Source organism: Bacillus sp. AFS012607 (genome assembly GCF_002558005.1).
Taxonomy (GTDB): domain Bacteria; phylum Bacillota; class Bacilli; order Bacillales; family Bacillaceae_G; genus Bacillus_A; species Bacillus_A thuringiensis_S.
The window spans coordinates 315,735-337,800 of record NZ_NTVM01000002.1; the positions used below are offsets into that span (position 1 = coordinate 315,735).

The window sequence follows — 22,066 nt, forward strand, 5'->3', positions numbered from 1 at the left end:
ATAGGAGCTATTCCAAATCATTATTTTGGATAGCTCCTTTCAAATTCTTCTTATTTTTTACTTCTACCAATGTCAGCTTCTATATACAATTTCTTCTGCTATCTGCGGGCAGTAACACTCTCATTTCAAAATTCGGTGAATAAACTGCTCGATTGCAATGCGAGTGACCCTCACTGATTAAAGTTTCATTTTATTTTTGCATTGAATCTAACATCTTCACAATAAAGGCAGCTGCCTGACCACGAGTTGCTGTGCCTCGAGGATCAAACTCATTATTTCCAATACCATTAACTACCTTTAGACTGTATAATCGTTGAACCGATTCTTTGTATGTTATTAAATGCTTATCTGTAAATGGTAATGCTACTAACTCACCTGTAATTCCTTTATATCGTAATGCTTTGTCAATCATAATAGATACTTCTTCACGAGTAATTGGTGAGTTAGGATCAAAAATCCCTTCACCACGACCATTAATAATTCCTGCACTTGCACAACGTTTAATACCGTCATGAAGTGATGGATGTGCCTCATTAATATCTACAAATGACTTATTTCCCTCTGGTAGTTTAAGAGCATTCGAGATTAATTTCGCAAACTCCGCTCTCGTTACATTTCGATATGGCGCAAATACACCATTACCTTCGCCTTGCATAATACCTAGACTGTTTAATTTACGAATATGCCCTTCAAACCAGCCACCTGTAATATCATCTTTTGGTTTTTGTACTTCTTCCTTTGGTACATTGTAGTTAATTTTAATCCAACTTGGGTCATAGAAAATCCATTCTCCATTACCTACTTTATACCAACCATTTTTAACCGCTAATACTTTGTAACGATCTCCGTTTGAAGCTTTACGTACAACACGATGTTCAATACCCGCATCACTACGTACATTGATGCCACTACCATTTACCACTAGTTCCATGCTAGGTTCAGCTGGATTATTTTCATTTGGATTAAATGAGTCATTTTTATCTTGTAAAGGCGTATCAATCTGCGCATTTATATTTGCATACCACTGAATTCCTTGTACGAAACCAGCCCAATTACCACGTGAAATTAAAATGTCAGGACATTTTTTCCCGCTCCATTGTTGATGCTTGTAAATATGATCTGCACCAATTCCTTCTTTGTTCATTAAATAACCTGCAAGTCGTTTTGCATTTTCTAATGCTTTATTGTAATCACCATCTTGGTTAACCGCGATCTCGATACCGATAGATTCCCTGTTTCCTGATCCATCTCCATCTCCTGCATGCCAACCATTTTCGTTTGTTGGTAAGTGTTGATAAATTTGTTTATCGTCTACAGTAAAATGCCATGAAGCTGTTCGGAAAGTGCCTTCAGTTGCTTGCTTGTATAAATATTTCGCATGATTTTCAGCATTAGCACCAGCGGCTGTATTTGCGGTCTCATGAATTGTAATGTAACGTGCTTTCATCGGATTTGCAGGACGAATATCAGGATTTCCTGCTGGAACAATCCACTCCACAAATGGAACTCCTGCAAGTGTTCCATATTTCTTCGTACTCTGTGCGCTATATTGAATACCTCTTGGCTTTGCAACAGGTTTCATTTGACGATCAGACCCATCATTTCGACCATCTACAGATTCAAATGCCTTTTCAATGTTTGAAATAGCTTCCTTTTCTGCTACTTGTCCCTTCTTAGCATCTTGCATTTTGTTTAATTCTTCTGTTTCATCATGTTTATGCTTATATTCTTCTAAAAGCATTTTTTCATTTTCAGATACTTCTGCTTCGTTAATTTGTACATGATTAGGAACTTCCAACTTGAAATTAGAATAATTTAATCCACTCGATCCGTGTTCTCCTTGGGCAATATTAAGTTGATCAGTTTGAGAGTTGTTTATCTCTTCTGCTGATACTGATAAAGGTACGCTCCCTAAAATCACTAGACTTGTTGATAGTGCGATTACTTGTTGTTTGATTGTCTTATTCATTATTATAATAGATACATACACATTCCCGCCGTGTATGTATCTCAACCTCCCTTTATTGTCACATTAATTTTTAAAAATATGAATCTACTATGTACTTCTAATACATTTTCTTTTTATTTATATATTTAAATTACTATATTTTATACCCATTAAGAAAATATTTATATGTCATCCCTACAGATGAATTTCATCTAACATACTTTTTATAAAATTCGTCAACAAACATTATTTTACAACTAATTACAAATGCCGTCAAAATAATCAATTTAAACTTAAACAAATGACTGGCACACAAATTTATATAAATTGGGATGGCGTGTTAGTAGACGACATGTTAAATGATGAGGGCAACCAATTCGCAATGTACTACTTTAACAATAAGGATGAGTGGAAGTATATAGATGATTACTCAGGTATTTTTACAGACGATGGAGAAACTCTCTACCACGTGCAAGTTACTTGAGAAAATTATTTCAAATTAAAAGAAGTTATTGATAATAGCTATAATTTTTGGAAAGACAACTTACAAAATATATAATTATAACAAGTCGATTTCTTATTTTAATAAGGAATCGACTTTCTTAATATTTAATTTGCTGATTAACATCTCACTCAAAAATTATTTTACTAACGATACTATTATAGATACCGAATTATCTATAACGGAACGTTCTGGGCGTGATTTCATTAACACTGTTAATCCAATTAAGGACGTGACTAATGTTTGCGCTAATGCTTTAGCGTTCAAATCACTTTGTAGTTCTCCTGATCGAATTCCTTTCATGATTAATTCTTGAAAAATAACTGCAAGATACATTTGGTGTTCTCTAGTCAGTACTTCAAACTTTTCATTATGAGGAGCAAGCTCAACCATTGTGTTAATACAAAAACAGCCTTTACTGAACTCTTTTTTATATTCCTCTTCCACCATATTTTCAAAAAACATCTGAATTGCTTCTTTTACAGATTGTTCGTTTTGAAGTTTTGTTCGTATACGAGCCGCATGTAAATTTGTGTATCTCCTTAATGCCGCTTCAAATAAGCCCTCTTTATCACCAAAAGCTGAATATAAACTCGGTTTTTGTATTTCCATTCTTGCAGTTAGATCACTTAATGAAGTAGTAGCGTATCCTTTCTCCCAAAAAAGTTGCATAGCAGCATCCAAAGCTTTTTCTTCATCAAATTCGCGTAGTCGAGCCATTTAAAAATATCCCCTTCCTCTACATTTTTAGATTATAAACTAACACTTTATGTACCAATCAGTATATTATATATCGTATTAAATTATAAACGATGTGTCAAAGAAAACAGAATTAACTCAAAATAAACTTGACATATACATTTACTCAAGATTATATTTTACTTACAAAATAACATACCGTTCGGTACGTTATTTACACCAATACAAAATGGAGCTGATTTTATGAATAGCAAGGAAAAGATGATGACCACTCTTAAACATAATGATCCCCAGTTATATTCACCTATTAGCGCAAACATGTCCCGCTACATGACTCTATTATTCGCAATAGCTTGCGGGATGGCGGTGGCAAATATATATTTCGCTCATCCGCTACTTGATTCTTTATCAAATGAATTTAAGATTAGTCATTCAACTATCGGTATTGTGATTACTATTACTCAAGTTTGTTATGCAATCGGATTACTTTTATTAGTTCCACTTGGTGACTTATTAAACCAAAAAAGACTCATTATTGTTCAAATGGTTTTATCCGTTATCGCTTTAATTGTAATTGGGACCGCTCCCTCGGCCATCGTACTTTTTATAGGTATGGCCTTAGTAGGAATTCTTGCAACAGTTACGCAAACACTCGTCGCATACGCATCCATTTTAGCAAATCCAGCTGAACGTGGACGCATAGTAGGTTTCGTTACAAGCGGCGTTGTAATAGGCATTCTCCTTGCGCGTACATTTGCAGGCGCATTAACAGATTTAGCTGGATGGCGATCCGTTTATCTCACCTCCGCTACACTTATACTATTCGTAACTGTTTTGTTATATCGTAATTTACCTACTCTTGGACAGAGCAGAATGACAACTATGCCTTACCGGAAGTTAATACGTTCTGTACTCTTATTATTTATAGAAGAACGACTCTTACGCATTCGCGGAATATTAGCATTGCTCATTTTCACTTCATTCAGTATTTTATGGACTTCTTTAGTATTACCTCTAAGTGCTACACCACATAATCTTTCACATACAGCTATTGGTGCGTTCGGCCTTGCTGGAGTTGCAGGTGCATTAGCTGCTACTAAAGCTGGACAATTAGCTGATAAAGGATTAGGACAAAGAACAACTGGCATAGCTTTATCTTTATTAGTACTTTCATGGCTCCTAATTAAATCTATTAATCACTCTCTATTATTACTAATTTTCGGCATTATCCTCTTAGATTTAGCGGTGCAAGCTGTACATGTCACCAATCAAAGTATGCTGTTCACAGTGCGTCCCGAAGCAAGAAGTCGACTTACTGCCAGTTACATGATTTTTTATTCTATCGGTAGTGCAACAGGTGCAATTCTTTCAACAAATACGTATGCAAAATATGGTTGGGATGGCGTATGCATATTAGGTGTATCTATTAGTGCTTGTGCTCTTTTATTTTGGATAATAACCTTGCGGCGATCATCACAGCTGAACGAAGAATAATTCATTTATGATTAATACGTGTTTTTCTACAAGACTATAGAATAGCATTTATTTTTTAACACAAATCAACGGCATTTTCATATAAAAAATGCCGTTGATTCACAATTTTATAATAAGAGATCCTATACTATCGAAATACATCTATTACAAATTCCCTTTAACGTTTTCAACAATTTCGTTTATCGTATTTCGATCAAACTTATCACTAATTTCGTATGGCTCACGATCTTCTACTAATTGTACGCCGACGATATCGTTGCGATTTTTACTATATTGCACTTCAATAATAGACCCACGCTCTATTTGTTTCCAAACGAGACTTGCTTCATCTTTATTATCTAAAATAATACAGTCCTCAATATTTTCATCAATTCCAATTAACTTATTATCATCCATATATCCAATCTCGTATTGTTGCCGTTCTTTCGCTTTGCCACTTACTAATATACCTTTGCTACCATATGAATAATCCATATAGTCCTTTTTCTCCGTTTGTACCGCTTTCGGCTTTTGTGCTTCAGTTTTTTCAGTAGCCCCACAACCTGTAATAAGACTGATTGGCATAACCACTATTAATACTAATCTAGTGAATTTCTTTATCATTTGTAACCAACCTCATATATTTAATGTAAAACTCCATTTATTACTCTATTAAAGAATAACATGATACTAAGTAAACAGAACGAAAGATAACATATTATTTACATACCCACACTTTAATGAAGGACCAGACCATTTAAACCTAGTCCTCCATAACTTTAGCTTTGCTTCACATACTTAATTGTATGAAATGACGTCTCATTAAATAATCGCAAGTTTTCCCCATCATAATCTTGAACTTTATATGCTATTTTCTTTTTTTGAATTGTATCTTCTACACCGTCTACTAAACGTTTATTGAGATGTAAATAGATTGTAAAAGCTTCCTTATCATATTCCCAAGTGCCTTCAATATAATTCTTTTTATTTGGATACTCATCTTTACCATACGTTTCAAATGTCTTATCACCTTTTAAAATAAGTGACATAATGAAACCGTCTGTTCCTTTGAATCCCCAATTACCAATTAATTCCGTACCATCCTTCACATTCTTCATAACGTTATCCGTATTAATTCCAGCTTTCTTATCTAACTCTTTCAAATCTTTCACAGATACTGTACCGTCACCGATTTTAATATCCCCTTCAAGGTCTTTGAATGCCTTAAGCCAGTAAATATCTCCTTCTTTCACTAACTTTTCGGATTTCTCCATTAACTCTTTATCAGTCTTATCGCCTTTTTCTCTTTTTTCTTTTCGGGTGAATACTTCATTGATTAAAGAAAAAGACTCTCTAAAATAACTAATTGCTTTTTCAAAATCCTTTTGTTGATTTACATACTCTGCAGGGGGATCTATCGACTCGAATTTATCTAACGTTTTATTTAATTCTTTCACACTATCTACTATATCTGATTTCTTTTTCTTACCGTCAAAAACCTCTCTTGTAATATTGTTATGCTCCGCAAACAACTTATCAAACTCTATCCCTAATTTATACACTTTATTAGGATAGTCTTCCTTTGAAACTTTTTCTTTCTTACTATTAGACTTCGATTCTTTTACTTTAGACTCTTCTGTTTTCTCCTGTTTAGAAGTGTTCGTTTTCTCAGACACTCCACAACCAAATAACAACATGACCGGAACTGCTACCCCTAGTAGTTTCTTTGTATTCATGACTGATTTCTCCTTTTACTTGAATAGATTACTCTTGCTATACCCATCCTCTTTTTTTATCTTGTAATTAAAGTTACAATCGCAATAACTCCTAGAATCGGTCCCCAATATTCCATCTTTATAAAAAATAGTGAGTGCTTTTTGTTAAACATAACTTTTTCACCAGTTTCAGCATCTATATAAACTTTCCCATTTGGCTTATTAATATATTTTCCTAAATACCAAGACATAACCCCTGATATAATAAACATTACCGCCATTGGCCAACTATGATCTTGAAAATATGTAGCGTCCCCCGTTATAGATCCCAAGATAACCTTACCCAAAAGAGTATTAATAATTACAATAATTGCGACTAAAAAACCCCAACCAGACCAAATAACCATCTATTTCTCCTCCTAAAGCGCACAACTTTGTACCTTATGTTAATTTGAACTGCAAACGAAAACATTAAAAAACCGAATATTCAGACGTAAATAATTATATTTATCCTACATTCGATTCTAACTTTAGTGTTCTAAATGCAAATGAACCAGACATAATTTGTAATATTGTTGGAATAAACAAAAAGAATAATGACATAAATAACATAACTATAGGAATCACAATCATACAAACTCCATAAACTTTATTATTAACCTTGTTTACTAAACATGATAAAATAAGCAATCCTATTTGAACCGTTAAAATAATAGAGTAATAAGCTAAAAGTTCATAATCAAAACTTTCCATAATATTAAACGCTACAACTATTAATAGTATGGAAATAATAATTCCTATAATGCCACCAATTAAACCTAGTACGAATTCAATCGTCCTTTTCAATTCAATCCCCCTTTTATGAGCCACTAAAAACTTGTATATTTTTCCCATTCACCATCATACCAAATATTTATTGGAAAAACTATACATACTTTTCATTCTTCCTTACCTTACAGTGACCTTCTTACCATTATAGATAGCTTGTAGCAGTCACAAAATCAAAACCTTGAAAATTACTAACCGAATTGTCATACTGAAAATTATAAATTAATATGATAGAATTGTAGGATTTCTTTAATTTAACTTCTTCGTTAATTCGAGAAAGTATTTTGTCATCATATGAACATCCCGTTAATAACATAGAAATGTCATCACTTGCTTCTTCTAACACTTCCTTTTCAATAAAATCCTCATCTACATCAATCATATCTATATTAAAATCAACAAAAAAACTCGCTGGTATAGCGTCTCCTTCTTCATCATACGTAACATCTATATATGTATCCAACTGATCTTGCGTTTTCATATTACCTAACCATATTGAAACTATTCCATGTACTTCCATTGTAGTTTTCCTTTATTTTTTATCTTGCAGAACCAATTCTATAACTTACCGACTACTTTAAAACTCATAATTTTTATGAAAAACATTTCTTCTTTCCATTTAGTTAAATGGGGTTATTCGGAAATTCATTATCATACTTATGAATTAGCACTTTATCATTTTCATTAATTGGTACTTCACCTAAGTATTTATGTTTCCAAATAATCATTTGATCACTAAAACTATATTCTGTGTCGAGCCAATTGGTATAATCGAAATGCATGTTAAATTCCCCACTATGTTCCAGAGACATTGTAAAAGAGTACCAAAGCTCTTGCTGATTATCTTTGAAAACATTTCTTAATTCCTTACTCACTTTATATAAAGAATCTTCTTTCCTTTCAAATTCCTCTTCATTAACTTCGTATTTAAAAGGAATTTCTACACTATACTTATAATTTTCTTTATTTCTGAAGTTGTTATAGACAAAGTAAGTTCCCCCTCCAGCTTCTGATATTTGTGCATAAAAATAAAATTTCTCCCATTCTTCTGGAATCATGGCATGAACCGTTTCCGCTATCTCTCTATATAATCGATTCAATTTTATTTCCAATTGAATACCCCCTATTAGATTTTCATCATTCACTTTTTCTATATTATACCACCCTTTTAATTAGCTCTTTATTTCATCTAAAATTCAAACCAAGTTTCGATGCCTTTAGAAAGTAGACATACCTCTTAAATACAATTAGTATTAAAATAAGAAATATGAAAGACTTAAAAAGGCTCTTACATGAAGGAAGGAAGTGCACAGCTATGGATTTTAAAACAGTTATGCAAGAACTTGAGGCTCTAGGTAAGGAACGAACGAAAAAAATATACATATCTAACGGTGCGCATGAGCCAGTATTCGGAGTAGCTACAGGTGCTATGAAACCAATCGCCAAACAAATAAAATTAAACCAAGAGTTAGCTGAAGAACTTTATGCGACAGGTAATTACGATGCTATGTACTTTGCAGGCATTATTGCGGATCCGAAAGCTATGAGTGAGTCTGATTTTGATCGTTGGATAGATGGGGCTTATTTTTATATGCTATCTGATTATGTTGTAGCCGTAACTTTATCGGAGTCAAATATTGCACAAGACGTTGCTGATAAATGGATTGCAAGTGGGGACGAGCTTAAAATGTCTGCAGGCTGGAGTTGCTACTGTTGGCTTTTAGGAAATCGCAAAGACAATGAATTTTCCGAAAGTAAAATTTCCGATATGCTTGAAATGGTGAAAGATACAATTCATCATTCTCCAGAACGAACAAAATCCGCTATGAATAATTTCCTAAACACTGCGGCAATTTCATATGTACCACTACACGAAAAAGCAGTCGAGATTGCAAAAGAAGTTGGTATAGTTGAAGTCAAACGTGATAATAAAAAAAGCAGTTTGTTAAATGCTTCTGAAAGTATTCAGAAAGAACTTGATAGAGGAAGACTTGGTTTTAAGCGTAAGTATGTAAGGTGTTAAAAGTATGAAGGTGTCAATCTAGGAGAGATTGACACCTTTTTTGTGGACATTACTAGACTAACGGAGCTGCAAGTTAAAGGGAACCAATCATTCATCTCCCACTATACATCTCAAACTTCTTCTTTCAATTTATATACCCTATCTCTTTTCTCATCATCTTTGATAAAAATAAGTTTTCCTTCTGTAACAAAACCTTCTAATAGTAAACATACTTGTCCATATGCTTTAGGCTTATTCGTAGTGAATCTTTCATCGGGTATTTTACCAGCTCGTATTAATCGTTCACATAGCTCAAGCGCACTTATTTCTTCAGAATCAATTAATTCTAAAATATCTTTTTGTAATGGTGATAAAGGGGCTGGTACCTTACATACCTCAGCTACCTCCACCTTTTCTTTTTCTTCTTCAAATAAATCTTCAAATGAAATTTGATTCATTACATCTTTTCCTTTCTAACAATTGATTTATATAACATGAATCGAATTCTATAGGTACAAGAACTTTAAATATTAGCTATTGTTATGTATTGCTTGCTTACCTCATTACATGAATTTCAAACTCATGTACATCATTTCATATAGTATATTTTGATTATACCAAATATACGTTCTGTCTTCTATTGTAGAATTTTTTATAACAGGAATGAAAGTAATAGTGAACATTTTTCTTCTCTTTAGTTGTATAAAAAATCATGTGAAAAGTTTACATAATAGAATTATAGTGCTCTGTTAAATTTCTACACTAAAACGCAAAAAAACACTCGTTGCCTTTAATCGACAATCGAGTGCTTTAAGTTCATCTATTTTTAAGTAGCATAAATTTGTAAGTTTTGTACGAGTTCGTTAATTTAACATACATTCCATGTGTTTATATTTATCGCCCGGTAAAATGTCATCTCGCCTAAGCTCGTACTTTATTTTCTATTCTATCATTGCACATAACACTCTATGATGGTACAACCATCATGGAGTATCTATTTTCAAACGCCCTATTATTTTTTCTGTATTTCATTTAGTTAAATAGGATTATTCGGAAATTCACTATGATATTTATCGATTAACGCTTTATATTCTCCATCATTTGGTACTTCTCCTAAGTATTTATTTTTCCAAATAATCATTTGGTCACTAAAACCATATTCTGTATCGAACCAATTTGTATAATCATAATGCATCTTAAATTTCCCACTACTCTCAAGAGTCATTGTAAAGGAATACCAAAGTTCTTGCTGATTATCTTTAAAAACATTTCTTAGTTCGTCGCTCAACTCAAACAGCTTTCTTTTATTTTTTTTAAATTCTTCTTTATCAATAGCATAGTTAAATGGGATTTTCACACTATAATTAAAGCATTGTCTATTTTCAGGTGTATTATAAAAAAAGTACGTCCCCCCTCCAGTTTCCGATATCTGAGCATAAAAATAAAATTTCTCCCATTCTTCTGGAATCATTTCATTAACCGTTTCAGCTATTTCTCTATACAACTTGTTCATTTCTTTTTCCACTTTAATCAACCTCCTGCGCGATTTCTAATCATTTTCTCAAATATCCCTTTTCCTTCTATTTCATAAACCATTTACTTTATTGCTCTATTAGCCTCTACAATTACTATTAATTTACCGATTTTACCATACCCACTATTTAACTACTAACACAACATTTTTTATAAACACTTTAAAAATTTATTAATAAACTAAAATAAAAAGCATTAGATGCAAGAATCAAATCCCGCATCTAATGCTTCTCAGTTTATTCAGCTAGAACTTTTAGAAACTCTTCAAAATTATTACTCGCAAAATACGTCACGGGTTCTAAATCTGCAGACTCTTCATGATTCCAAACACATACAGAAGGTTCTTCGTTATTCCCTCGGTAGTCTAAACATACAAAATCACCTGCAAATAAAACTGCTATTGGCAATAATTCTACCCCTACTAAATCTTCATCAGAAACAATTCTCTCTTCTAACTGAGTTCTAACAACCCCAATATCATAAAATTCATCATCACTTTGGCCAGTAACTTTTAGTATACACAAAAACCTATCAATAACATAACTATGATTATTACAGACGAAACTATCTTTTATCGGAACAGCTCCATTATTCTTTTTAATAAATTCTTTATATGCACTAGGTAATTTAATTCTCCATTTCCTTTCTTTCTCAGATAACAAAGTATCGTCTGGTACTGGATAAATTACAGAACCATCTTTAATTTCCATAATACTTATACCTCCTCAATTTTATGTTATCTTGGAGCATCTGCCCACATACCTTTTGTTCTTCCACCATTATGAGGTGTGATATTATGAATGCCAAATGGAACTAATTCCATCTTACCAGGCACTTCGGTATGATGCCAAGTCATTCCTTTTTGAGTTCCACCAATTTGTTCATCTAACCATTTAAATTGGTGTTTATCTGACAACTTCCAAAACTCTTCAGGCAGATGAACTGTTTCCTTAACTAGATTCGCACTAGCAAAATCAGCAAATCCATATCTCATACCTTCTACTTTATTTACAGTTATTTTTGGAATATGACCTTTTGATATAGCCATTTCTTTTATCTTTCTTCTTTGAGATGAAGATAAACTATCTCCACCTGGAATATTATCGTCCCAAGACCATGGTCTATTAGATTCCACATGTTCTTTATATACTTTTGCATAGTCATTTATAACGTCATCAAAATTCTTACTTCCATTAATAAATTCGTCTATATTTTTTAAATTAGATTCACTTACTCCCTTACTACCTTTACCCGTACCCTTAACCCCACCACTCTCCAAATTCGAGATCCTACTCTGAATACTCGCCTTTGAGGCATCATGGGCTTCTTGGAATTTCCCGCTATAGTTCGTTCCAGTTCTAGCGACACTTCCATCTGGCAGTATTTCTACACCTTTAACGAATAGGGATACGGAGTTCATGTGCAGTGATAATCAAGTTGTTTAATTTTGTGTCTAGAAATGCAATAACCTTCTGCCTGTTAATTTGGTACGAGGTTATTAAAGTTGTTTAAAAATAAGTTTTATTTGTTGCACTTTTTCATTTAAGTGAATAATAAAAGTGTTTAATTTCTGGATAGCTAATAATTAATAATCACCCCTTTAATATTCAATCCCAAACATTAAAAATTACTTCACCGATATTTTCTGGTCGCCAATATTTAGCATCTTTTAATTCTTCTGTTAAGTTGTGTTCCCTAGGTATAAAAGGCTTTTCTAAATAAGCTTTCGACAAAACTTGATAGTACGCTTCAAATTCACTTTCTAATATGGGCATATCAATAAAACTAAAAATAATTTTTCCTTCTACATTTTTATCCGCAAAAGCTAAGAAAGGATAAAACTCATGCAATAAAATAATAAATTCCTTATCGTCTATTATCACTATCACTTCAAAAAAATTTTTGGGATAGTGTGGTTGTATCCATTCTACTATTTTGAATTTACATGTCCTCAATACATCATAAAATATTCTCTTTGTTTCATTTTCATTATGGGAATTTAAATGTATTGCTTTCAAACCTGTAATATGTGGCGGTATTTTCACTCCCAAAACCTCATTCCCTTTTATTAACTAACCACAGATATCGAAACATTATTCCTTTTATTATACGAGAAACTCAAAAGATGGTATTAAATTTCAATTCTGTACGATTTTTTAAACAACTTTATTATTCGTGGTCAGTCCACACCTTTGGCTACTAGACCTTTAATGAAGTAGTCCGCATCATTAATCTTATCTACGGTTTTCCAGCCTTGTATTTTTAAATTTTTTAATAGATTATTTTCCTTAAGCGATTGTACCACATTATTTCTACGCTAAAACGCAAAAAGCACTTGTTGCCTCAAATAGACAATCAAGTGCTTTAAGTTTCATCTGTTTTTAAGCAGCATAAATTTGTAAGTTTTGTAGTAACAGTATGACACCTTTTATATGTGGTAACAACTACTACGTTAAAACTTACGAGTTTGTACGAGTTCGCTAGTTTCATGCACATTGTACACCATGGTGATACAATCATCATGGTGTACGTATTTTCAAACACACTATTATTTTTCCTGTCTACTTCACATATACTTTGTTTTTTATTCATGTATGTGGTTATAATACTTACAAAATCACTATGTTTTTTATATTAAGACCGCTCTTCTTCATACTTTTTCATTCTTGCCATCAGTTCTTTGTCTATTTCATCTGTTAGTTCTCTATTTAAATATTTATACTCAAAATATTCAATTCTATCTGAAGGTCCAAATTCTGAATCATTCCAGTTAACATAACTAAACCGAACTGTTAATTTCCCTTCACCATTCACAATCATTGTAACTGAAAACCATGCCTCTTGTTGATTATCAATAAATACTTGTTGTAATTGAACTGTCAAATCAAATAATTCGTGCAGAAATTGATTATAAATTTTTCTATCAACATTATACATTCTAGGTATATAGTGTGAATATTTATATTCTTGTTTTTCATCTAAGGTTGTATAGAAAAAATAAACTCCTCCTTCCCCATCTTTCACCTCACCATTGAAGTAAAACTCTTCCCATTCAACAGGTATCATATCGTTTATCTTTTCAGCAATTTTACGATAAAGTTTATTTAATTCATTTTCAAATGACATATTATTTACCTCCTGCTTTATTTAAAATTTCACGTATAACCGGTTTCTTCCCTTGAATTTGATATTCTACCATGAACGAATTTGGTCTCATTGATTGCCCACTATATACTGGTTCAATCTTTACTGTCACTTTTTTAGGAGGCTTTCCACCTAATGCATTAGCCCATTCTTTCTCCATGTTATACCATTCTCCACCTGACCGATTAATCTGTTTATTTTGAGCGACTAAATTATCAATGTCACCGGATCCATGGAATTGCGTCCCTATCAAATGCCCACCATCATCATCCGGCAATCTATCTTCTCTTCCTGCAGCCACTTGCATTCCTGTGTTTCGTTTTCCTTTTTGAAGTATTAATTCTCCTGCCTCAACATCTACTATTCTACCAAGCTCATCTGTTGTATATTTATAACCATCCTCGGTAACATAACGCACGTTTGGCGCAAGTTCTTTCCTTCCATTTTTCCCTTTAATAATGTGCTTCCCAAGATCTTTCTCTTTTATTTCAGTTATCTTAGGAGTTTCACCCGTACCCTTAGCCACACTACCTTCCTTACTAACTCCTGAACCACCACTACCCTTAGCAAGTTGATAAGCATCATCCTTAGCTGCCGTACTTGCCTTTGAAAACTTTCCAGCTACTTCTCCAACAGTTGAAGATTCTATATAAGGAAGCTTCATTCCTATTCCAGTATCCACCGTCCTAACTGCTACTGGAATAGGAGTATTTTTCATAGCATCTAGTGCATTTTTTAAAGTCTTATTTTCCTTAAGCGATTGTACCACATTTTTACCCAAATTTGGATTAAAACCAGGCATTCCTTCTTTGAATTTTAATAATTTGGCTAAATCAGCTAATTCACTCGTCCCTTTGAATGCTTTTACTCCTTTTCCTACTGCTCCAACAACTGGGATTGCGTCTAATCCACCAAAAATGATGTTTCCTACCCGCTCTTCTTGGCTCAATTTCCGGTGTGTTCCCCAGTCTTCTCCGTCGATACCGCTTTTTATTTGTACACCTCCGTATACTACTGCGGCAGCGGCCCCGAGTGGTGGACAAAGGATTGTTGTGATGATGATTCCTACGCCTATTCCTATGTCTCGCACCATTTCTAGTTTTTTCTGTTCATCTTCTATCGATTTGTATTCAAATCCTCGTGTGGATGGGACTACTTTCTTGTATTCTTCATAATTTAATTTTGCATCCGGATTTTGTTTTTTTAGTTCTTTGTATTCCCCTCTCAGTACGTTATCAAATGCAGGTGAATCTCTAAAAATATCTTCTACTGTTATTTTATCTTTCTTCTTCTGTATTGTTTGTGGTACACTTCCGTAGCCTGCATGCGCACCTGGTAATACTGTCGTTGTTGTAGAGCCAATTCGGTTATTTGTTTCAAAACTGAGAATAGATGTATCTCTCATTTTTTGAGCGAATTTATCCATTTCTACTAAAAAAGGTTTATCTATATGTTCAGAGACTAATCGCCCTGCTTCTCCGCAATATTTTTGTAATGTCGAATAACTATCAAGTAATTCCCCGATTTTTTGCGATTGATCTTTAGGATTAAAATGGATACTACCATCCGAGTCTAAATCTCGTATTCTTCCATCAATTCTTTTTAATGATTCATTTGCTTCCCGTAATTTCATGAGTGCATCTTTTGTAATTCGATTCATACCATCCCCCATGTTTTGCCATGGTTCAGGTCTATATTTCACATCCATCTCGTTTTCATCCCCCCAGCCGTATGGTGATTTCTACAACTTACTTAATATTTCACGTAATTGTTCGTCCTTTTCAAGCATTTCTACACATACATTTCCTACAACTGTCGCTGACCTAGAATAGTGTTCAGCCAATTCTAGTGTTTTGTGTAATATATCAGGATATTTTTCAATTACTCTCATCGCTTCACCTTTTTGATAAAAATCACAGCTTAATAAACTCTCAATATTCGTTCCAATGACGTCTACATGGATTTTATATATATTTTCTAACTTCATTACTATATCAAGTAGTTCTTGAAAATTAACTAATACTTCTTCTCCACCACCAGAACCACTATCTCCCATTGATACTTGCATTATTGAATACCTCCTAACGAGAATTGTCTCGGGTCAATTAACTTTTTATATGGCATTTTTAACACGTCATACAATTTCTTATTAACCGCATAGAGGCTCACCCAGTCATATCGATTACGATCTACATCGATTTGAACGAAATCTTCTCCTTCAGTAAAATATAAGAAACATTCCCATTTTCCTCCTCTATTACTTCGAGGCCTCGTATACGTTTCTATCGCTATAACGTCTTTATTTGATAAATCTTTTTCCTCAAATGTTTGTTGTTCTGCCTCTGTCATTCTCTTTGAGAAAAATGTATCTTCTATTTCCCTCGGTTCTCTCAATAAGAAAGGAATGCGTGTTAATAATGAAAAATATACGTCCGGCTTTGGTATGTAGTCGATCTCGTATTTTTTATTTGGTTCTATTTCTGTTAATACAGCCACACGGTCTTTATCCTCTTTTAAAAAGCCAATTAATACATTATTCATTCTCGTGTATTCATGACAATTTTCATATTCCTTTAATAGTTCAATTATTTGAAAAGCTGCAGGGGTAATTCCATTTTCACTTGTAAGTAGGCCTTTTTCTTTTAAACTCGTAGTTGCTTTCGTGACACATTCTGCATCAAGTAAAATAATTGCGTCACGGTTTGGCAATCCAAATATATCGGTAACCCCAGCTGCACCTGCGAGAACATATAATTCAGCAGGTGCAAAACTCATTTCTTTCCCCATTCTTTTATCCCTCGTTTCTCCATCACAGTTGTTTTATCGCCCTTACTTCCGATTTATCTCCGTACGTTTGAATGCTTTTATCTAACTCTTTCAAAGCTTTCGTATGTCCTTCAAATGCCTCTACCATTTCTGAATTATATTGAATGATCAAATCAAGATAACTTAAAAATGCATCTCTCGTTTTTCCATTCCATTTCGCACCTGTGACATATGCTTTTAAGTCTTTCGCTTGGTTTAAAGAATCCTTCATACCATTTTCAATGTTTTGTGCGTAAGAAATGGCACTTGCAGTGTTACTTCCTATAATTTCAACCTCTTTACCACTCATGTTAGTTCCCTCCATTCTTTGTATGCTTAATGGATAAGTTTTTCAAATTCCTTTTTCTTTTCTTCAAAAGCCTTGGTCGCTGCAGCGTATGCTGACGCTTTCTCCGATTCTGCTTTCGCTTTATATTCCAAATACTTTGCATAAGCTGTACTTTTTGCAGATCCAATATCGCTTAATGCACTTTTAAAATAGGATACTAATGTATGTAATTCTTCATCCTTTTCATGACGTTTTTGTTCAAATTCAACTGCTGGAATTTTATTAGCTTCTAAACCATTACTTTTACTCTCATACTCTCTCTTTGCTGATTCAGCCTCTTGAATGAAGTGCTTTAACTCTCTTTCTTTATCTTTTAAATAATCATGTAAATCATCATACCGATCTCGTTTCCTCGCACTTTCTGTAAAACCAGACGCATTTAAAAAAGCATTGTACAATTCATCTAACATCTTTCTCCCCCTTTAGCACAATAACTATGTAGTTAAATTCGTATATTTAAACATGAATATTCATTACATTAAGAATTAACAAATAATTATTTTTACATATTGCTATTTTATCAAAGGGATTTTAACATTTCCATATTTTATGAATGGCTTTCGCATTTTTCTTCAATAAAGTGAAACTTGAATCAATATGACTATGTATTTATGTGCAGAAATAATAAAAAACACTGCCAGGCGCAGTGTTTTTTATTATTACCTTTTATCCAATTCATTCGTATTAAATCCTTGCTTGAGAGTAAGACCAGTTCTTTCTTATTTCATCAACAACTATTTCTGGATAATCCCAATGAAGCGTACGAGTAGACTCCCTGATTCGTTATACTATTCCTTGGGCTGTTTTGTTTCTATATTCATTCCAATATTTTGGCTCAGTCGCTCTTAAAAGAACGATAGAAAAAGGATCTGATATGAATATCAGATCCTTAACTTTAATTTCTTAATACATACATCTTTTTACACGATAACTGGTTCATACGTGCTCAAATTATCATACTCAGTTTTTACAATACTAGGCGGAAGGTTAACACATCCTCAGATTCACCTTTTCCTGTAGCAGTGCATAATGTTTAATAAAATTAAAGCATATTTTTACTTACCAGACTTAATTTTTTCGTTATATTCTTCTAAAGTTAACCCTTTTTCTTTTAGATAAACAGCAACTTCTTTTCCTACATAACGATAGTGCCATGGCTCATACTTAATGCCAGTAATATTCTCTTTATCTTTTGGATAGCGGAGAATAAATCCATACTCTGCAGCATTCTTATCTAACCATTTGAATGCATCGGTAGTTTCAAATTTTGCATTTAAATCTTCTACAGTATTCTGCCATTCAACTGAAATAATGTCTAACGCTAATCCAGTATGATGTTCACTTGCACCAGGATACTGAAGATATTCCAATGCCTTAGCACTAGCCTCTTTATCCGACAAACCTTGAGATTTATAGCTTTTAACTGAAGCATCATAATAATTTTGTTGTAATTTTATAGCTCGATAACCTGATCTTAAATAAAGATTGATTCCCTCTTTTTTTGCAGCTGCTACCATATCCTGATAGGAAGTTGCAATTCTACTATCTATTTTCATATTCGGCTTAGCATTTTGGGTAATACTTGTTAATTCAATTCCTAGTTCCTTTGATAACATATGCTCTCTATTTACAAGAATAATTCTCCAATCATTAGGATCAGAGATAGGTAAAACATCTTTTTTATTCGCATGTATCTCTTTTTTATTTTTATCGTTATTATTAGTAGTTTCCTGAGATGTTTGCTTTCCACTACAAGCAGCAAGACTCCATCCCATTGCCAATACCAATGCTAAAATTATAAATTTTTTAATTGTATCTCATTCCCTTTTTGTTTATTAGTCTTTATACCAATTTCCCAACACGTCTCTAGGAATCTCCTTAAAATCCTTCAAAGAAACGGGGCCGACAAATTTTTTAATTCCATGTTTTTTAGAATCTTCATCCGAATAATCTTTTAAAAATTGAATTTTAAATTGTTTCTTACCATCAGCGTAGTCGGTTACTGTCGGTACGATTGCCGCTTGTCGTATACCAAAAGTTTTATCTTCATACTTAACAAATTGTACATAAGATAATCCTCCAACCAATGTTTCTAATTTTTCTTGCGCAGAAATAAGATTTCCAAGAGAATAATAGATTAGCGTTTCATGTCCCTCTTTATTTTGTTTCCACTCAATTGGTTGAATTACATGTGGATGATTTCCAATTACTACATCTACACCTAAATCTGTTAAATATTGAGCAACTTCTTTTTGTTGCTTTGAAGGTGTTGAGGTATATTCTACTCCCCAATGCACCATAACAATCACCATATCAGAGCTACTCTTTGCCTTTTCCACATCATTTTGTATCGCTTTTTTATCAATTAAATTTAAAGCCCAAGACTTATCAGCCGGAATTTTAATTCCATTCGTACCATATGTATAATTTAGTAACGCAAAGCGAATACCATTTTTTGTAATCGTTTTTATTTCATTACGCTCGTTTTGACTCTCATTCATGCCTACTGGGATAACATCCGGATATTTCTTCCAGTATTCTCTTGTATTCGCAACACCTTTAATACCCATATCCATAGCATGATTTGTCGCTTGAGTCACTATATTGAATCCAGTGTCCACTAAAGATTGTCCTACTTCTTCAGGTGTATTGAAAGTCGGATATCCCTGTACTTTTAGATTATTTCCTGCAATTGGAGTCTCCTGGTTCACGATAGCAAGATCACTTGATTTAACAGCTTTTTTGATATTTTCATAAATATAATTATAATCATATGAACCGTCTTTTTGTTTGCCATCTTTAATTACTGCGTCATGATATAAATTATCACCCGTAGCTATTAAATTCACAACCGATTGTACTTTTTTATCTTCCGTAAAATTAGGAGACTGTTGGATAGGACTTTTCTCTACCCAATTTGGTGCTTTTAATGATGTATCTATATTGGATTCAGCCGGTGGTAATGAAGCTTTAGATGTCTTAACATCAGTATTACCACAAGCGGTTAAAAGCACTAAAAAAATAAGACATACTAAAAAAAACTTTTTACTTCTCTGTAAAGTATCTAACATGTGATCCTCTTTTCTGTTTTATTCCTTATAACCTGTTCTAACAAATCATTCTTTAAAAAAACGTATTTTGGTTTTACCCTTAATTATGGAAGGACACTCTGTTACACCTGCTTCGGAATATACTAATAATTGTTTTCCGCTTTCTAGCAATCTATCGATTCCATCAGAAGTAATAGATTACTAGAAAAACATAATCCATCAGGATGTCGACTAGTTTGATATACCTATTCCAATTGCAATAACTCGTTTAATATTTAAACAAGATAGGAGAATCGTTCATATAGCCTCTTCTCTCGCTTTATGTTTAAGGTGCCTCCAAAAAAGGGATCGTTGCTGTACCCCTTTGCATAGTGCGAAATTTTTGTAACTAATTTCTTTCATTCAAGCGACAAACATTATACCGATAACAATAAGTAAGACCCAAGAACTTATTTTACCAATATACGAAAAAAGTAGCAATCTTTTGCCCCATATAAAGAAGCCAATTAGGAGAAATGAACGAGAGATTCATTCTATTCAATTCCTTCATTGATTAATAAAAAAACAAGCCACCCAACTATTGGATGGCTCTATACTATAAAGAGAATTTGTTATTGGATTACTTCAATTTCCCTTCAAAAACAATCTTCCTACCGCACGGCTCAACTACTGTTTTGCCGTCTTTCTTTACTTCATGAAAGATTGGCTCTTCCATACGACGAGACGGAGCGTAGCCTTCTTGTTCCATACGTGCTAAGCAGTCTGTAATTGTTTCATTTTCAAGTACTTCAAATTTCTTTTTATTAGGTTGTTTTGTCATGCCCTAACCTACTTTCTATTTTTCTTGATGCGAATTGATTTTTCATGTAGACCATATATAACATTGCGAGAATTCCCATTATAATCATAACCGCAATAAAAAAGCTTGTATACTGTATTTTTTCTATAAATACGCCGCCTAATACAGGTCCCATAATACTTCCTAAACTAAAAGCGATTCCGGATAATATATTACCTGCTGGTAGTAAGTGTCTCGGTAATAAATCAGTCATAAATCCAAGCCCTAAAGAGAAGCACGATCCAATAACCATACCCGCTAAAAGCATGCAGGCAAAGACGATCCAGTAATATTGATCAAATACGGCGGCAAGTAGAAAAATGCCCGTACTTATGCTAAACGTCCACGTTAATATACGATCCCTTCCGTATTTATCACTCAATATACCGAGCGGAATTTGTGTAATAATACCCCCAACTGCAAATGCTGGTAATAAGAAGGATACATCTGAAACAGACCACCCTTTACGAAGCGCGTATACTGGTAAGTTACTATTTAACATCGCCTCAAGTACGCCATATGCAAGTGGTCCTAGTAACGCAATCCATCCTAATCCAACAACTTGTTTATAACGAGAAAATGATGATTCACTCTTCACTTCTCTTTCATCTTGCGCTGGGAATGCATTTTTTGTTGGAAGTAGTAAAAGCCAACCTATTAAACAAAGTATAGTAGATATAATAAATGGTGTTGCAAGACCGTACTGCACAGTGCTTGCTAAATACGGACCAACAGCAAAACCAATTCCGAAGAATACACCGTATATCGATACTTGTCTCCCTATTTTACTTGGGTCTGATGTTGTCGTGATCCATGTTTGTGTTCCGACATGCAGCATATGATCTCCGACTCCAACTAGAAATCTAAGGATAAACCATACCCAAAACGAAAATGTTTGTGTAAAAAAGAATAATGAAATAATAACGAGAAACCCACCTATAACGATAATTGGCTTCATTCCAAACCTTTGCATCGGTTTTTCAAGAAACGGCGAAATAACTAATATCCCAATGTATAATGCCGTTGCATGAATACCGTTAATACTTGAACTAACCCCTTCTTGTTCAAAAATCATTGCAATGGCAGGTAAGAGCATTCCTTGTGACAAACCCGAGATTGCTACAATCCCAACCATAATCCAAAAAGTAAAACGCATTGACATCCCTTTCCCTCTCCTTCT

General features: G+C 33.5%; 25 protein-coding genes and 1 pseudogene. 3 read left to right on the forward strand and 23 right to left on the reverse strand.

Annotated features, from left to right (window positions below; translation table 11 throughout):
• Positions 1 to 190: 190 nt before the first annotated feature.
• Positions 191 to 1,969, reverse strand: a complete 1,779-nt coding sequence (locus CN409_RS01950; protein ID WP_097960047.1) for an S-layer homology domain-containing protein — start codon at positions 1,967 to 1,969, stop codon at positions 191 to 193.
• A 259-nt stretch (positions 1,970 to 2,228) separates the two neighbouring features.
• Here CN409_RS01950 and CN409_RS32620 point away from each other — a divergent pair.
• Positions 2,229 to 2,507 (forward strand): annotated as a pseudogene (locus CN409_RS32620) (DUF7832 domain-containing protein); the annotation flags it as partial.
• 81 nt (positions 2,508 to 2,588) lie between these two features.
• Here CN409_RS32620 and CN409_RS01960 read toward each other — a convergent pair.
• Complete coding sequence (locus tag CN409_RS01960; RefSeq protein ID WP_086396886.1) at positions 2,589 to 3,170, reverse strand: TetR/AcrR family transcriptional regulator; 582 nt, start codon at positions 3,168 to 3,170, stop codon at positions 2,589 to 2,591.
• Positions 3,171 to 3,392: 222 nt separating this feature from the next.
• Between CN409_RS01960 and CN409_RS01965 the strand changes: the two genes are divergently transcribed.
• The gene (locus CN409_RS01965; protein WP_001085017.1) at positions 3,393 to 4,643 is read left to right on the forward strand and encodes an MFS transporter; all 1,251 of its coding nucleotides are present in this window, start codon (positions 3,393 to 3,395) and stop codon (positions 4,641 to 4,643) included.
• Between the two features lie 144 nt (positions 4,644 to 4,787).
• On the opposite strand, the gene CN409_RS01970 is transcribed toward CN409_RS01965, so the two are convergent.
• The 6 genes from CN409_RS01970 to CN409_RS01995 all read right to left on the reverse strand — a co-directional run bounded on the left by CN409_RS01970 (position 4,788) and on the right by CN409_RS01995 (position 8,277).
• Complete coding sequence (locus CN409_RS01970; RefSeq protein ID WP_000591641.1) at positions 4,788 to 5,246, reverse strand: hypothetical protein; 459 nt, start codon at positions 5,244 to 5,246, stop codon at positions 4,788 to 4,790.
• A gap of 155 nt (positions 5,247 to 5,401) precedes the next feature.
• The gene (locus CN409_RS01975) at positions 5,402 to 6,358 is read right to left on the reverse strand and encodes a DUF3994 domain-containing protein (protein WP_044784001.1); all 957 of its coding nucleotides are present in this window, start codon (positions 6,356 to 6,358) and stop codon (positions 5,402 to 5,404) included.
• A gap of 56 nt (positions 6,359 to 6,414) precedes the next feature.
• Positions 6,415 to 6,744 carry a hypothetical protein gene (locus CN409_RS01980; protein WP_086390664.1) on the reverse strand — a complete coding sequence of 110 codons (330 nt, stop codon included), beginning with the start codon at positions 6,742 to 6,744 and terminating at the stop codon, positions 6,415 to 6,417.
• Between the two features lie 100 nt (positions 6,745 to 6,844).
• Positions 6,845 to 7,183: a DUF4064 domain-containing protein gene (locus CN409_RS01985; protein ID WP_086390665.1), complete on the reverse strand. Its 339-nt coding sequence runs from the start codon at positions 7,181 to 7,183 to the stop codon at positions 6,845 to 6,847.
• A 127-nt stretch (positions 7,184 to 7,310) separates the two neighbouring features.
• Positions 7,311 to 7,685 carry an immunity 22 family protein gene (locus CN409_RS01990; RefSeq protein WP_086390666.1) on the reverse strand — a complete coding sequence of 125 codons (375 nt, stop codon included), beginning with the start codon at positions 7,683 to 7,685 and terminating at the stop codon, positions 7,311 to 7,313.
• Between the two features lie 103 nt (positions 7,686 to 7,788).
• A complete protein-coding gene (locus CN409_RS01995; RefSeq protein ID WP_140159754.1) occupies positions 7,789 to 8,277 on the reverse strand; it encodes an antitoxin YezG family protein in 489 nt (162 codons plus the stop codon).
• A 203-nt stretch (positions 8,278 to 8,480) separates the two neighbouring features.
• On the opposite strand from CN409_RS01995, the gene CN409_RS02000 reads away from it, so the two are divergent.
• Positions 8,481 to 9,188: a DNA alkylation repair protein gene (locus CN409_RS02000; RefSeq protein ID WP_000346338.1), complete on the forward strand. Its 708-nt coding sequence runs from the start codon at positions 8,481 to 8,483 to the stop codon at positions 9,186 to 9,188.
• Between the two features lie 110 nt (positions 9,189 to 9,298).
• On the opposite strand, the gene CN409_RS02005 is transcribed toward CN409_RS02000, so the two are convergent.
• The 15 genes from CN409_RS02005 to CN409_RS02080 all read right to left on the reverse strand — a co-directional run bounded on the left by CN409_RS02005 (position 9,299) and on the right by CN409_RS02080 (position 22,048).
• Positions 9,299 to 9,625, reverse strand: a complete 327-nt coding sequence (locus CN409_RS02005; RefSeq protein WP_086390668.1) for a DUF3895 domain-containing protein — start codon at positions 9,623 to 9,625, stop codon at positions 9,299 to 9,301.
• 578 nt (positions 9,626 to 10,203) lie between these two features.
• The gene (locus tag CN409_RS02010; protein WP_000410097.1) at positions 10,204 to 10,692 is read right to left on the reverse strand and encodes an antitoxin YezG family protein; all 489 of its coding nucleotides are present in this window, start codon (positions 10,690 to 10,692) and stop codon (positions 10,204 to 10,206) included.
• 244 nt (positions 10,693 to 10,936) lie between these two features.
• The gene (locus CN409_RS02015; protein WP_086390669.1) at positions 10,937 to 11,410 is read right to left on the reverse strand and encodes an SMI1/KNR4 family protein; all 474 of its coding nucleotides are present in this window, start codon (positions 11,408 to 11,410) and stop codon (positions 10,937 to 10,939) included.
• 26 nt (positions 11,411 to 11,436) lie between these two features.
• Positions 11,437 to 12,120 carry an HNH endonuclease gene (locus CN409_RS02020; protein ID WP_086390670.1) on the reverse strand — a complete coding sequence of 228 codons (684 nt, stop codon included), beginning with the start codon at positions 12,118 to 12,120 and terminating at the stop codon, positions 11,437 to 11,439.
• A gap of 187 nt (positions 12,121 to 12,307) precedes the next feature.
• On the reverse strand, positions 12,308 to 12,745 hold the full coding sequence (locus tag CN409_RS02025) for a hypothetical protein (RefSeq protein WP_000701307.1): 438 nt from the start codon (positions 12,743 to 12,745) through the stop codon (positions 12,308 to 12,310).
• A 589-nt stretch (positions 12,746 to 13,334) separates the two neighbouring features.
• Positions 13,335 to 13,826 (reverse strand): immunity protein YezG family protein, encoded by a 492-nt coding sequence (locus CN409_RS02035; RefSeq protein ID WP_000007322.1) that lies wholly within the window; start codon positions 13,824 to 13,826, stop codon positions 13,335 to 13,337.
• 1 nt (position 13,827) lies between these two features.
• Positions 13,828 to 15,552 carry a DNA/RNA non-specific endonuclease gene (locus CN409_RS02040; protein WP_086396888.1) on the reverse strand — a complete coding sequence of 575 codons (1,725 nt, stop codon included), beginning with the start codon at positions 15,550 to 15,552 and terminating at the stop codon, positions 13,828 to 13,830.
• A 33-nt stretch (positions 15,553 to 15,585) separates the two neighbouring features.
• Positions 15,586 to 15,912: a hypothetical protein gene (locus tag CN409_RS02045; RefSeq protein ID WP_001198201.1), complete on the reverse strand. Its 327-nt coding sequence runs from the start codon at positions 15,910 to 15,912 to the stop codon at positions 15,586 to 15,588.
• A complete protein-coding gene (locus CN409_RS02050; RefSeq protein ID WP_000514121.1) occupies positions 15,912 to 16,631 on the reverse strand; it encodes a DUF5081 family protein in 720 nt (239 codons plus the stop codon). Before CN409_RS02050 ends, CN409_RS02045 begins: the two co-directional genes overlap by 1 nt.
• A gap of 22 nt (positions 16,632 to 16,653) precedes the next feature.
• A complete protein-coding gene (locus CN409_RS02055) occupies positions 16,654 to 16,959 on the reverse strand; it encodes a WXG100 family type VII secretion target (protein WP_000014535.1) in 306 nt (101 codons plus the stop codon).
• Positions 16,960 to 16,985: 26 nt separating this feature from the next.
• Positions 16,986 to 17,408: a hypothetical protein gene (locus CN409_RS02060; RefSeq protein ID WP_065845331.1), complete on the reverse strand. Its 423-nt coding sequence runs from the start codon at positions 17,406 to 17,408 to the stop codon at positions 16,986 to 16,988.
• A 645-nt stretch (positions 17,409 to 18,053) separates the two neighbouring features.
• Positions 18,054 to 18,785: a M15 family metallopeptidase gene (locus CN409_RS02065; RefSeq protein ID WP_086396891.1), complete on the reverse strand. Its 732-nt coding sequence runs from the start codon at positions 18,783 to 18,785 to the stop codon at positions 18,054 to 18,056.
• Positions 18,786 to 18,833: 48 nt separating this feature from the next.
• Entirely contained in the window at positions 18,834 to 20,069 is a 1,236-nt protein-coding gene (locus tag CN409_RS02070; RefSeq protein WP_079245762.1) for a CapA family protein, read from the reverse strand.
• A gap of 598 nt (positions 20,070 to 20,667) precedes the next feature.
• Complete coding sequence (locus CN409_RS02075) at positions 20,668 to 20,868, reverse strand: NETI motif-containing protein (RefSeq protein ID WP_000166303.1); 201 nt, start codon at positions 20,866 to 20,868, stop codon at positions 20,668 to 20,670.
• The gene (locus tag CN409_RS02080; RefSeq protein WP_000062798.1) at positions 20,852 to 22,048 is read right to left on the reverse strand and encodes an MFS transporter; all 1,197 of its coding nucleotides are present in this window, start codon (positions 22,046 to 22,048) and stop codon (positions 20,852 to 20,854) included. The genes CN409_RS02075 and CN409_RS02080 overlap by 17 nt, the downstream gene beginning before the upstream one ends.
• Positions 22,049 to 22,066 lie beyond the last annotated feature (18 nt).

Coding starts and splice junctions, on each gene's coding strand:
- CN409_RS01950 (WP_097960047.1), bottom strand. CDS start 1,969: ATGAATAAGACAATCAAACAACAAGTAATCGCACTATCAACAAGTCTA.
- CN409_RS01960 (WP_086396886.1), bottom strand. CDS start 3,170: ATGGCTCGACTACGCGAATTTGATGAAGAAAAAGCTTTGGATGCTGCT.
- CN409_RS01965 (WP_001085017.1), top strand. CDS start 3,393: ATGAATAGCAAGGAAAAGATGATGACCACTCTTAAACATAATGATCCC.
- CN409_RS01970 (WP_000591641.1), bottom strand. CDS start 5,246: ATGATAAAGAAATTCACTAGATTAGTATTAATAGTGGTTATGCCAATC.
- CN409_RS01975 (WP_044784001.1), bottom strand. CDS start 6,358: ATGAATACAAAGAAACTACTAGGGGTAGCAGTTCCGGTCATGTTGTTA.
- CN409_RS01980 (WP_086390664.1), bottom strand. CDS start 6,744: ATGGTTATTTGGTCTGGTTGGGGTTTTTTAGTCGCAATTATTGTAATT.
- CN409_RS01990 (WP_086390666.1), bottom strand. CDS start 7,685: ATGGAAGTACATGGAATAGTTTCAATATGGTTAGGTAATATGAAAACG.
- CN409_RS02000 (WP_000346338.1), top strand. CDS start 8,481: ATGGATTTTAAAACAGTTATGCAAGAACTTGAGGCTCTAGGTAAGGAA.
- CN409_RS02005 (WP_086390668.1), bottom strand. CDS start 9,625: ATGAATCAAATTTCATTTGAAGATTTATTTGAAGAAGAAAAAGAAAAG.
- CN409_RS02015 (WP_086390669.1), bottom strand. CDS start 11,410: ATGGAAATTAAAGATGGTTCTGTAATTTATCCAGTACCAGACGATACT.
- CN409_RS02020 (WP_086390670.1), bottom strand. CDS start 12,120: ATGAACTCCGTATCCCTATTCGTTAAAGGTGTAGAAATACTGCCAGAT.
- CN409_RS02035 (WP_000007322.1), bottom strand. CDS start 13,826: ATGTCATTTGAAAATGAATTAAATAAACTTTATCGTAAAATTGCTGAA.
- CN409_RS02040 (WP_086396888.1), bottom strand. CDS start 15,552: ATGGATGTGAAATATAGACCTGAACCATGGCAAAACATGGGGGATGGT.
- CN409_RS02045 (WP_001198201.1), bottom strand. CDS start 15,912: ATGCAAGTATCAATGGGAGATAGTGGTTCTGGTGGTGGAGAAGAAGTA.
- CN409_RS02050 (WP_000514121.1), bottom strand. CDS start 16,631: ATGGGGAAAGAAATGAGTTTTGCACCTGCTGAATTATATGTTCTCGCA.
- CN409_RS02055 (WP_000014535.1), bottom strand. CDS start 16,959: ATGAGTGGTAAAGAGGTTGAAATTATAGGAAGTAACACTGCAAGTGCC.
- CN409_RS02060 (WP_065845331.1), bottom strand. CDS start 17,408: ATGTTAGATGAATTGTACAATGCTTTTTTAAATGCGTCTGGTTTTACA.
- CN409_RS02070 (WP_079245762.1), bottom strand. CDS start 20,069: ATGTTAGATACTTTACAGAGAAGTAAAAAGTTTTTTTTAGTATGTCTT.
- CN409_RS02075 (WP_000166303.1), bottom strand. CDS start 20,868: ATGACAAAACAACCTAATAAAAAGAAATTTGAAGTACTTGAAAATGAA.
- CN409_RS02080 (WP_000062798.1), bottom strand. CDS start 22,048: ATGTCAATGCGTTTTACTTTTTGGATTATGGTTGGGATTGTAGCAATC.